Here is an 11,553-nt window from a genome sequence, read left to right on the forward strand (position 1 = left end):
CGGGCGTTAGCCGTTTTAGATAATAATTTATAGTGTATAAGTATGTTGAATTTTAACAAAAGTGCTGAGCAGCTATGGTCAATGCCGCCACATGAATTTAACGAATGGCGAGCAAATAATGACTTGCCAAAACTATTTAGCTACTTAAAAGAACTTCTTCCTAGTTTTAGTGATTGGCTGGAAAGCTTACCCTTTGGTATGGATGTGGTACTTCGAATTGTGCCAACAGGAGCCATCTTTAGAGGAAAGAACAAAGTCGTTATTCGAAGAACAGAATATTCTCAGCATGACTTGATTGAATGTTACGAGGGTACAGAGAACGAAGCTAAGCAATGGTGGCAAAAACGGCAAAGTGATATTGAAATACTAGGTGAAATCGAACCTTATTTCAAGTGGGCTAAAAGAGAACTAGGAAGAAAGCGTTTTTTTATATGGGACCAACTTAATAAGCAAACTTCAGATAAGTTTATTCGAGGATCATGCACTGGGATCAACGTTCCAGGATGTGTAACTCACGCCCACCTTTTTAGAGATTATACACTTTTGAAATTGGGACAGGTCTGTTTAGGTAGTAGCGCGTCAATAGGAGGTAAAAACCTTGACTTTTGTGACTTAGACTTCCTAATAATAAAAGGTGATATGCATGGGTATGGTTCAACATGGAAAACTATAAGTTATTCTTCCTTCAGAGAGCTCACATTCGAAAATGCATCTGTACACTTTTATACTTTTCATGAATGCTGGCTTGGTAAGTTGTTCGTAAAAGATTCTAAGCTTCAAGATTTTTATTTTGAAAAAACCAATATAAGTGAATTGTATTTCGAAAATTCAAATATTTATAAGATTGGTTTTAAAGATTCAAGAATTAAACCTTTTATTAAATATACAGAGATGAGAGAAGTAACTTTTCAACCTAGTAAAAGTGTTGAGCCTTCAGAAATAGCTATTACCTACAGAATGTTTAGAGCAGCCTATCAGAACAACGGCCTAACGAAAGAAGCATCCGAGTGTTACTTCAAAGAAAAAACATTTGAAAGAAAGTCTTTCTTTCATCCTTATCACATAGATCGTCAGAGTTTTACGGGTATTATTTTTGATGGAAGAATTAGTAAAGTATTGGATTTGTACACTAGTGGCTGGTCTGATTTATCAGGTCTTCCTTCTTTAATCAATAAAGCCCTAGCCTCAAAATTAAAAAAATATATAAGACCTAAGTCACTATTATCCTTGTTAAAGTATCGGTTTAAGTGGCTTGTTTCTATGGTTAATAATATGGTTTGGGGATACGGTGAGAGACCTCTAAGGATAATGCTCTTTGCGGTATTTGTTATATCTTTATATGCGGGTGTTTATAATTCAGTAGACTGGGTTGATAAAGATGGTAATAGTTATGATTTGAGTCTTTTTGATAGTTTTTACTATTCAGTCGTTACATTTAGCACTCTTGGATATGGCGACATAACTCCTAATACGGAAGTTTTGAAAGTTTTGGCTGGTTCTGAAGCTTTGATTGGTGCTTTGACTATAGGCTTACTGATCGCTGGATTTTCTAATAAAAACAGATACTAATGACAGCTTTCGTACTTGACTAGCTACAACGGCTAACAAACAAATCAACGTGGACTAAAAATTGTGTACTCGCCAAGGCGGGATCGCACTTTTAGCTAGTTTATGATCAAATAGCACCAATCCCATTGCTAGGCGCAACCAATGAACCAGATTGAACACCTTACAGTTGTAGAAGAAACTTGCTCTGATATTAACAAAAAACACGACTTAGTTGATGTCATTTTCCTTGTTATTAGTGCCATCATGGCAGGTGCTGAAGGTTGGCAAGATATCCAGCTCTATGGCGAGTCGAAGGAGGATTGGTTGCGGCAGTATCGGCCATTTAAAAACGGGATCCCAAAGCGCCATACCATCGCTCGGATCCTCAAATCTGTGGTGGCAGAATCACTGCTGGAAGCTCTGTTAAACTGGGTCAACGAGCAGCGACAAACTGACTCCTCAAGTAAATCGCCAATATGAACGTCACCGCTGTGTAAGGGACATCCCTGTCCCTGTCACAGCTTTTCACGCATCCATGCGTTGAAATGACTCATTGGCAATTTACTTTCGGGTGTGATGAGGGAGGAAAACGGTGCTGATAGTTTTGTTTGGTGCTTGCAGGCAAATTTGCTGCTTTGAGAGGAAAACTAGAACTTGCAGTCAATACTAATCCCCCTTTACCACACCCGAAAAACATAACAGCTCGGCGGGTAAACCACCTCCCACAAAACGATTTAGACTGTTAATTAGGTGCTCACTCGGATCGTTTTTGTGGTGCTTGTAAGCAACTTAATCATAAAAGCCGTAGAAGATCTCACAAGCAACTTATTCCCCCTCCATCACACCCGAAAAGCATAAGTTGATATGCAATGTGCCGACAGGATGTCGGCCAAGTCTTGTCAGGCACAAGGACGTGCCTTACAAGACGGTTGCACTATATCGGCTTAGGGTTTGAGGATTGGGTGTGATGCTGGGGCGACGTTTTCTTGGTTCGTTCTTTTTCGTCGTTTAAAAAGAATGAACGAGGAGCGCATGGATGCGCTTTGATATTAGCCAAGGAGGGTATACTTGATTAGGACAGCTGTGTAAAACCAAGTACTTAACATGCTTAATTGCTCAGGCTAGCGGCCTCTGTACGCTAAAAAAATATAATTGCTTATTAAGGTAAATTTAGGTGTAATGAATACATAATAAGCGCTGAGCAATGCAGGGAAAGCTTACATAACACTAGCTAAACTGAATACACTAGCTAGGAAAGTGAGAGCCTCCAAAAAGCCTATTTTTTCTAAGTAAGCCATAGCATAAACAACACTAACTCTGATACATCGAGCGGGTAGCTGCTCAGCCCAACAAGCGATTATGCAACACAAATGGCGTGTCGCATAAATACTAAAATGTTAAGTTTTTAAATAGGTATGGTGCAATGTCTATAAAAACAGATGGAATTGATCCCGCAGTTGAGTCTAGTGGCGATAAAGCTCATAGAGTCACAAGAGCCATAATTGGAATGTCGCCAGTTCTCAGTGGTACAGTTTTAGAGGTGTTTAATGCATTAGTTGAACCCCCTTTAGAAAAGCGAAAAAGGGAATGGATGCTTGAGATTACAAGAGTTGTGAATGACCTCCAAAACAAATTCAGACTTAATATAGATGACTTGGTTGATAATGAACAATTCATCAGTATTCTGCTTCATACAAGCCAAATAGCTATAAAAAACCATCAAAAAGAGAAAATCAATTCGTTAAAAACAGCTTTGTTGAATAGTGCTCGGAATGAAGATCTGTCTGATGATCTGCAATTTATATTTTTAAGGTTATTAGATGAATTTACTGTTCCTCATATAAAGATTCTTGAATCCACAGCCATGGGTTTTTGCTGGTCACCAATAACAAGAGAATCAAGCCATTCAACTTGGTTAGAGTTTTCTAGGGTATTGCTAGGTGAATTTGATGAATTTAAAGGTAGGGCAGATTTGATTTACCAACTGGTGTCAGACTTAGAGTCAAAAAAGTTGCTCCGTACATTTAGAGTGCAGCAATTACAGGAACTACCCAATAATGAGGTATCTGTTGTTGGCACTTCTGAGTGGGGGCAACTTTTATCGTTTAAACCAGCAAAGCTCCATAGACTTGACAAGGAGTCTAGCTTCAAATATGTAACACTACCAACACAGCTTGGAATAGATTTTCTAAGTTATATTCTGTGCGATGAGTAAAAACTTAATCGGGTAGCCGAGGGTATCTAGCCCTCAGCCCCCACAACACCCTGCATGCGGGTCCGCACAGGGCGTTTCATCTAACAGATTACCCGTTTGGGTAATGCACTTTTATCCATCCGTCTCTGAGTGAATATAGTCCCTCGTTTTTCAGATAATTTAAGCTTAAAGCCTGTTGAATACCGGGTGTTTTGGAACTGCGCCAAGGCCCTTTACTTGTGATGCCACAGGCAACGGCTGCTTGCACATGAACTCCACGCTTCATCAGGTTTCTCACTTTAGTTCTCGGTTTTCGCCATTGTCGCCAGTAGCACATCCTGATCCTGCGCCTTATCCAGTGGTCTAGGTCAACACATTGCTGGTATGCGTTTGCAATACCAAAATAATTGATCCATCCGCTTAGATATTGGCTTAATTTAAACAACTGATATTGCATGCTCACGCCCCAATTACGGTTAGTTAGAATGCGTACCTGTCGCTTAAATTTATGCAGGGTTTTGTCATGCCATTTGATTGCACCACGTTTAAAGGTAAACCCTAAGAATTTACTTTGTGTGGTTTTAACCACCTGACTTTTATCCGTGTTAACAAGCAATTTGAGTTTAGTTTCAAGGAACCGAGTAACGCTGGCAAGTACACGTTCGCCCGCACGTTTTGATTTTATTAAGATTATAAAATCATCAGCGTAACGGGCAAATTGGTGACCTCGTTGCTCCAATTCTTTGTCTAAATCATCCAACATAATGTTGGATAATAAAGGAGAAAGAGGGCCGCCTTGCGGTACTCCTTCTAAACTCGGAATTAGCGTGCCATTGTCATCAATTCCAGCTCTGAGATAACGGCCAATGAGTTTGATCAAGCGTTTATCTTTGACATGACGTGATAAATTTCGCATCAATAAGTCGTGATTGACTCGGTCAAAGAACTTTGACAAATCGACATCTACCGCAATATTGCGTTTAGATTTAATGATTTGTTGAACTTGCTTCACAGCTTGTTGGCCGTTACGGTTAGGACGAAAACCAAAGCTGTTATCTGAAAATGTGTTATCAATGATGGGCGATAAAACCTGAGTAATGGCTTGCTGGATAACTCGGTCGACCACGGTGGGTATTCCGAGTTGCCGCTTTCCACCATCGGGTTTATCAATTTCAACGCGTTTGACCGGCTGAGGACGATAAGTCCCATTTTCGAGTTGAGCTTTGCACTGTTGCCAGTGTTGTTTTGCCCAGTCGATAAATTGGGCTATTTTCATACCATCCACACCCGCTGCGCCTTTGTTGGCTTTAACCTGCTTCCATGCGCGTTGAAGGTTATCGTTTGATAAAACGTGTCCGAATAAATCAAAGTTGAAGGTTGATTGCACTGCATTACGCTGCATATCAGAACCACAGGGCTGTGGCGTATAGTTATGTAAGTAAGACATGAAGTATTCCTTCGGTTAAATGTTCAGGCCTTCACCGTGTCTCATCCATTACGATGGGTGTTTGGCTACTATGCCGTCTGCTGACTGCTGGATAATCACAAAATAAATTGCTCTAAATTGCGCTGCGTGCGTATCGGTGGGTGTTGCAGTGGTTTCGCTCGTAGACTATTTCGCAACCAAATAGCAACGCCAAGGGGTTGATTGACCAGCCACTTACTGGTATTTTCCGCAGCGATAGCGCAGGCCGCATGTCATCCAGCTCTCCCCGAATAAGAACATTAACTTTCATTGCACAACTGCATCATTTACGGTGGCCGTTAGATCACGTGACTTCGTTATCTTGTGCTAACTCGTCTTCAGCCTACGCCTAGTATGATGTTTTTGTTCATCAGCTCGCAATTTTGCTAGCGGCTTCCTCCATACAAACCCTCGCGGATTTGCACTTGCCATTCGCTAGTAGTTATCTTTTAATAACAATCAGTTATTTAAACGGTGATCTTCCTACAGAGGACTTTCACCTCATTAGTTAATGCCCATGTCGGGCGTACACAAACGCATGTTGCCGGACTGGTTTTCCGCTGCGCTCCAAACCAGCCGCAAATGCGAACGTTGGTATGACTCCCACTGTCAAGTTAAACACACTGATCCTTGCCTAACTTTAAGCCATAATTTCTTAACTCGAATTAGAGAGAGTTAATGCATAGGATGAAGCAAGTAATTTCGTCGGTTTTCTTGCTGGTATTCGTTGGTTACTCATTTTCATGAGCAGAGCAGACCTTACTTAACTCGACGTGGCACCTGTTTTCAGTCTATGTTCGTGGTTCAATGCTGCGTTAGCTGCATTGCCATCCTAACGCCGTCGGTGGTTGTGCCACACCCGATGCTTGACCCAATACATTAACTCTAATTCGTTCATTTTAAGCTGGTACTCTGGATAATCTTAATTTGGGATTTACCGGTGAGAGCACAACCTGTTTTGCGATTGCCCAGATATAAGCAATCATTTCACGGGCAATGGCGGTGACAACGAGGTTGTAATGCTTGCCTTTATTTATAAGCTTTTTATAACGTTTACAGAGCCTTAATTGTGCTTTCCATGCAATATCAATAAGTTGCTTTGGTAAGCCTTCTTGTCGTTTTTGTAACTCAGTCGATATGTTGGCTGCATGACGGTAACTGTGAGCACCTTCGACTAATAAGCGCCTTGCACGACCATTGCCACATTTAGTAATTGCGCCAATATGCCTTTTACCACCACTCGAGTGTTCACTCGGAACGAGCCCAAGATAACTCATGAGTTTTCGCGGATGGTCGAAGCGGGTTAAATCACCAAGCTCAGAGACAATACCAGCGGCCACGAGTAAGCGAACGCCGCGCATAGCTTGGATTGCTTTAACTACAGGGTAGTAACGCCATTGATAAACATGATGAGAGAGCTCATTGTCGAGTCGCTCCAATCGTGCAGTTCGCTCGTTTATGGTTTGAATAAACTCTTGTAAAACGATTTGTTGTGCAGGATGTGGCAATACCAGCTCTGTGAGCCAACGTAAGTGTTTGAGAGACCAGTTTGCTGTGCCAGCATAGTTAATGTTGTTGCGAAGAAGCATTGCTTTTAGCTGGTACTTTGCATCTTTTAAATCTTTCATCGCAACTTCTCGAGCACGAGATAAATCACGAATAGCTTCATCTTCCGGCTCAGGTACATAAATAGGGGTTAAGTCTTCAGACTTAAGTAATTTAGCTAGTTTAAGTGCATCACGTTTGTCAGTTTTTACACGCTCGCCAGGTTTTTTAGGAATGAGAGAAGGGGCAACCACATAGCAGCAATGACCAAGACTAGTGATTAACCGATAAATCCAGTAACCGCAGGGGCCAGCCTCATAAACGAAATGGAGCGTAGTGTTAGGGTATTTAGATTCAAATTGTCTGATAAGCTTTTTAATAGTGACTTTAGATGAATAAATACGACCGAAATGAATGGGTTGTGCACCTCGATTGTCTTCAATATAGGCAACTTCAATGAACTCTTTATGAGTATCTAAGCCAATGAAAAGTATGTTATGTTTAGTCATGCTAGCCTCTGCTATTTAGTTATTTGACAAACTAATTATGGCTCTGGCTTTAAGCTAACCCACGAAATGCGGAGGCTAGCACCGTGTGGGAGTCATTATGTCTAGGAGGGTAGATGGATCGATTGAGAGAGCAATACCAAGAAAGAATTAACAGTGTCCTTCTTGATGGTTTTGAGAAAGAGTTATTGGACTCTGCCTTTGCTAACCTTTTGACACCAAACCCACTTAGATTAAACAACTTTGCTTACGCTCTGCGCGAACTGACAAGGCATGTTTTGCACCGATTAGCGCCAGATGATGAGCTTCGGCAATGCCAATGGTTTGCGCCGGATAAAACATCATCTACAGGGATTACTCGAAAACATCGCATTAAATTTGCGATTCAAGGTGGCCTTTCTGATTTCTATGTAACGAAAAAACTTTGCATTGATGAGATAGATGAGGTTTCAAGCGAATTGATAGCTATCATCAATCGTCTAAGTGGATTTACACACATAGAAGAAGCAACATTTAAAAGTTCAATAGAAGAGACGGAAAGAACCGCAGATGAATGCCTTTCAGCAACTCTTGATTTTGTAAACAAGATTGATGAGCTGAGAACAGAAGTTGCGGATAAGCTCTTCGATGATATCGATGGCGTTTTGATTGACAGAATAAACAGCGAATCGGTTGTTGAGTTAATGGAAATATCGACCCACCAGTACATTGAGGAAATAACAGCGGAAAAAATTCATGTTGTTAAGATCGGCGTAAACTCTCTGGAAATGCACGTCGAGGGGAGTATTGGCGCGAACTTAATGTATGGGTCAGCATCCGATCGGCGTAAAGGAGATGGGGCTGAAATTCCAGCTTCGTTTCCCGTTTACAGTGAAATGGAAGTTCTATTTAAACAACCATTGGGTAGCTCTATTAACCTTAATAGATTCAGCGTAGATATTTCGAGTTGGTATGAGTAAGTCTCCTAACAAGGCCAGGCACGGCGACGGCTTTTTCGTTGCGGCTTCGCCTTCACTACGAAGCCGCGCATGCTGGCGGCGTTAATTCAAAGAGAATTTAGATGAAATTTCCAGAACTAGAAACATCTCGGTTAATTCTTAATAAACTATCAAGAGATGATAGTCTTGCTTTGTTAGCTATTTTTTCCGATTACGATATTGAAGCATATAAAACTGAACATCAATCATTAGCGCTGATAGACTATTTTCAATAGTCGTTTTGCCGAAAGTAGGTAATCAATGAAACGCCTGCTGATAATCTATCTACTTGCCTCATGGGGCTGTACCGGGTTAGCTTGGATCAACGGCGCTATTCTTTTATGGGATGGTTTTGATAATCCAGAGTATCGGGTTATTACTTTCGCGGTCGCACTGCTTTTTGGCTTGATCGGCGGCACCGTTTTTGGGGTGGAAAGAAGTTTGCGTAGAATCTACCGATGCGCTTTGATATTAAACATGGAGGTTTATTTTGCTAACGGCTGGTAGCTCGAAATTTATCGTAAAGTCAGCCCGTCCTCCTGACAGGTTTCGACGCCCATCCATGGGCTACGACATACTTTTCTTTGATGCCCAAAGAACAAGTAAGCAAAAGAAAGGGCACTCCCAACATCACACTGTCTCCTCAAGTAAATCGCCAATATGAACGTCACTGCGGTGTAAGTGCCATCCTTGACCCTGTCACCGCTTTTCACGCATCCATGCGTTGAAATGACTCATTGGCAATTTACTTTCGGGTGTGATGAGGGAGGAAAACGGTGCTGATAGCTTTTTTGGTGCTTGTAAGCTAATCGGCTGCTTTAGTAGATAAAACCAGAAACAACAGTCAATACCACGCCCGAAAAGCGTAACTTCTCGGCGGGTGAACCGCCTCCCACAAAACGATTCAGACTGTGAGTTAGGAGGCTACGCTGATAGTTTTTGTAACCCTTGCAAACAGCTTCACCGTAAAAATCGTAGACGATCTCACAAGCAACTTATTCCCCCCTCCATCACACCCGAAAAGCATAAGCTGATATGCAATGTGCCGACAGGATGTCGGCTAAGTCTTGTCAGGCACAAGGACGTGCCTTACAAGACGGTTGCACTATATCGGCTTAGGGTTTGAGGATTGAGTGTGATGCTGGGGCGACGTTTTCTTGGTTCGTTCTTTTTCGTCGTTTAAAAAGAATGAACGAGGAGCGCATGGATGCGCTTTGATATTAAACATGGAGGTTTATGTTGCTAACGGCTGGTAGCTCGAAATTTACCGTAAAGTCAGCCCGTCCTCCTGACAGGTTTCGACGCCCATCCATGGGCTACGACATACTTTTCTTTGATGCCCAAAGAACAAGTATGCAAAAGAAAGGGCACTCCCAACATCACACTGACTCCTCAAGTAAATTGCCAATATGAACGTCACCGCTGTGTAAGGGACATCCCTGTCCCTGTCACAGCTTTTCACGCATCCATGCGTTGAAATGACTCATTGGCACTTTACTTTCGGGTGTGATGAGGGAGGAGAACGGTGCTGACAGTTTTGTTTGGTGCTTGCAGGCAAATTTGCTGCTTTGAGAGAAAAACTAGAATTAACAAGTAGAGCTATTACCCCCATATTCAAGAAAATGCGCAAGTTGCGCATTTTTATCTTTCTCAAAAAAATCGTAACTTGAACTTTTAATAATGTTGGCAATGAGTTATCAATTTTGTTAAAACTAAATCAATCATAAAAGTGCGCGATTGCAAATCAGAAATATGCGCGATTTGCGCACTATTAAATTGTTAGTTTTTTTATGAAGAGTCCTTGAACATGGATATTGATATCTGGAAAGTGTTTGCAAGCCTAGGTGTGCCAGGGTTGGCGTTAGGCGTATTTTATATGCTGTTCAAAAGTTTTCACTGGAAATTTCCTTCAGTACCTAGGGTATGGGTAGGCCCTTTAATTCTTTTGTTTATGCTAATAGTTGGGTCAATTACACTGTATGCCCTTACACTATGGGCACCGGTTAATGCAAATGGTGGTTCTGCAGATAATGACAAAACAAAAGTAGACGACTCGATCGATAAGGAAAAAATTGCAAGACTTATTGCACCATTGAAACGATGTTCTTTGGAAGATGACAGCTCTAAAGTAATTTCATATGACCTTATCTATAAGTTTGCGAATCCATTTTATCAGACCGAGTGGGTATACAGGTCGTTGAACCCTCGATTAACAGCAAAAGAATTAGATTATCCAATTAGGCAAAAACAAGACAGTATAGAAAATGGGTTCTATATCGCACGCTTTTGCTTATATACTGAGGATAAAGGTGTTACTGACACAACCATCACAATTGGTGCTCGGGACCACGATAAACGATTGCAGTCTACTAGATGGGAACAGCTTGATGAAAAAGCTTATGGTACCGCTAAACCACTGGTCCTAATCGACCAACCAGACCCAGATTGGGTTATCACAAAAAGCGCAAAGTGGCTTACTTCTAGTGAAGGCAAAAAAAGACTGGTCGTATCGCTCTATAATCCTTTTGACACTACTTACCCTGGGGCCAATATTAGCATGGCTCTAGGTGATTCCTATATGTACTGTATTTCAACTGGTAGCACTCAAATTATGAAAGTCGCATTGCGAAAAAGTGCAGATTTGGATCTCAGGTCTGAAGATCCTGATTTAGGTGAGCTCATTGAGAGAACGGCAAATATTCAATTGGGGCCGTGTGGAGAACATGATCTGCGTCTTGATTTTGGCGAATTTTCGAGTTTGAGTCCAAAAGAAGAAAATCGAATTATTTACACATTTGAGATATCTGGTGATTCAGATGGGATGAATCCTGATTACTTAAGCCGCTTCAAATATGGTGCGGTCTTTATAGATTCAGAGAAAGTAGTTCCAAATAAAGTCAATATCACTAATTTTGATGCGCTCTAAATTGAAAACTAACAATCCGCTACACAAGGACAAAATTTCTCGCTGGCGCTCGCAATTTTGCCTGTGAGCGGTAGCGTTAATTCAAAGAGAATTTAAGTGCAATTTCCAGAATTAGAAACATCTCGGTTAATTCTTAATAAGCTATCAAGAGATAACAGTCTTGCTTTGTTAGCTATTTTTCCGACGAAAACGTTGTTAAGTTTTACGATATTGAAGCATATAAAACTGAACATCAATCATTAGCGCTGATAGACTATTTTCAATAGTCGTTTTGCCGAAAGTAGGTAATCAATGAAACGCATGCTGATAATCTATCTACTTGCCTCGTGGGGTTGTACTGGGTTAGCTTGGATCAACGGGGCTATTCTTTTATGGGATGGTTTTGATAATCC

8 protein-coding genes and 1 pseudogene are annotated in these 11,553 nt (G+C 41.3%); 7 read left to right on the forward strand and 2 right to left on the reverse strand.

Annotated elements, in window-relative coordinates; all coding sequences use genetic code 11:
- Positions 1 to 42: 42 nt before the first annotated feature.
- The 3 genes and pseudogenes from CWC29_RS02125 to CWC29_RS02135 all read left to right on the forward strand — a co-directional run bounded on the left by CWC29_RS02125 (position 43) and on the right by CWC29_RS02135 (position 3,763).
- Positions 43 to 1,569, forward strand: a complete 1,527-nt coding sequence (locus CWC29_RS02125) for a potassium channel family protein (protein WP_138524077.1) — start codon at positions 43 to 45, stop codon at positions 1,567 to 1,569.
- 141 nt (positions 1,570 to 1,710) lie between these two features.
- Positions 1,711 to 2,004, forward strand: a pseudogene (locus CWC29_RS02130) (ISAs1 family transposase); the annotation flags it as partial.
- Positions 2,005 to 2,971: 967 nt separating this feature from the next.
- A complete protein-coding gene (locus tag CWC29_RS02135; RefSeq protein ID WP_138524830.1) occupies positions 2,972 to 3,763 on the forward strand; it encodes a hypothetical protein in 792 nt (263 codons plus the stop codon).
- An 88-nt stretch (positions 3,764 to 3,851) separates the two neighbouring features.
- Here CWC29_RS02135 and ltrA read toward each other — a convergent pair whose 3' ends face one another.
- Positions 3,852 to 5,189, reverse strand: a complete 1,338-nt coding sequence (gene ltrA, locus CWC29_RS02140; RefSeq protein WP_138522546.1) for a group II intron reverse transcriptase/maturase — start codon at positions 5,187 to 5,189, stop codon at positions 3,852 to 3,854.
- 917 nt (positions 5,190 to 6,106) lie between these two features.
- Complete coding sequence (locus tag CWC29_RS02145) at positions 6,107 to 7,261, reverse strand: IS110 family RNA-guided transposase (RefSeq protein WP_128725700.1); 1,155 nt, start codon at positions 7,259 to 7,261, stop codon at positions 6,107 to 6,109.
- A 113-nt stretch (positions 7,262 to 7,374) separates the two neighbouring features.
- Here CWC29_RS02145 and CWC29_RS02150 point away from each other — a divergent pair, with 113 nt between their 5' ends.
- From CWC29_RS02150 to CWC29_RS02165, 4 genes are all read left to right on the forward strand, one after another.
- Positions 7,375 to 8,217 (forward strand): pPIWI-associating nuclease domain-containing protein, encoded by an 843-nt coding sequence (locus CWC29_RS02150; protein ID WP_138524083.1) that lies wholly within the window; start codon positions 7,375 to 7,377, stop codon positions 8,215 to 8,217.
- Between the two features lie 101 nt (positions 8,218 to 8,318).
- Positions 8,319 to 8,471 (forward strand): hypothetical protein, encoded by a 153-nt coding sequence (locus CWC29_RS02155; protein ID WP_209319006.1) that lies wholly within the window; start codon positions 8,319 to 8,321, stop codon positions 8,469 to 8,471.
- Positions 8,472 to 8,496: 25 nt separating this feature from the next.
- Entirely contained in the window at positions 8,497 to 8,742 is a 246-nt protein-coding gene (locus tag CWC29_RS02160) for a hypothetical protein (protein ID WP_138524081.1), read from the forward strand.
- 1,300 nt (positions 8,743 to 10,042) lie between these two features.
- Entirely contained in the window at positions 10,043 to 11,161 is a 1,119-nt protein-coding gene (locus CWC29_RS02165) for a hypothetical protein (RefSeq protein ID WP_138524079.1), read from the forward strand.
- The last annotated feature ends 392 nt before the right edge of the window (positions 11,162 to 11,553 follow it).

Origin of the sequence: Pseudoalteromonas galatheae, from assembly GCF_005886105.2 — a bacterium.
Taxonomy (GTDB): domain Bacteria; phylum Pseudomonadota; class Gammaproteobacteria; order Enterobacterales; family Alteromonadaceae; genus Pseudoalteromonas; species Pseudoalteromonas galatheae.

Bases quoted from the DNA above. Each gene is read 5' to 3' on its own strand.
- CWC29_RS02150 (WP_138524083.1), top strand. From the start codon at position 7,375: ATGGATCGATTGAGAGAGCAATACCAAGAAAGAATTAACAGTGTCCTT.
- CWC29_RS02155 (WP_209319006.1), top strand. From the start codon at position 8,319: ATGAAATTTCCAGAACTAGAAACATCTCGGTTAATTCTTAATAAACTA.
- CWC29_RS02160 (WP_138524081.1), top strand. From the start codon at position 8,497: ATGAAACGCCTGCTGATAATCTATCTACTTGCCTCATGGGGCTGTACC.
- CWC29_RS02125 (WP_138524077.1), top strand. From the start codon at position 43: ATGTTGAATTTTAACAAAAGTGCTGAGCAGCTATGGTCAATGCCGCCA.
- CWC29_RS02145 (WP_128725700.1), bottom strand. From the start codon at position 7,261: ATGACTAAACATAACATACTTTTCATTGGCTTAGATACTCATAAAGAG.
- ltrA (WP_138522546.1), bottom strand. From the start codon at position 5,189: ATGTCTTACTTACATAACTATACGCCACAGCCCTGTGGTTCTGATATG.
- CWC29_RS02135 (WP_138524830.1), top strand. From the start codon at position 2,972: ATGTCTATAAAAACAGATGGAATTGATCCCGCAGTTGAGTCTAGTGGC.
- CWC29_RS02165 (WP_138524079.1), top strand. From the start codon at position 10,043: ATGGATATTGATATCTGGAAAGTGTTTGCAAGCCTAGGTGTGCCAGGG.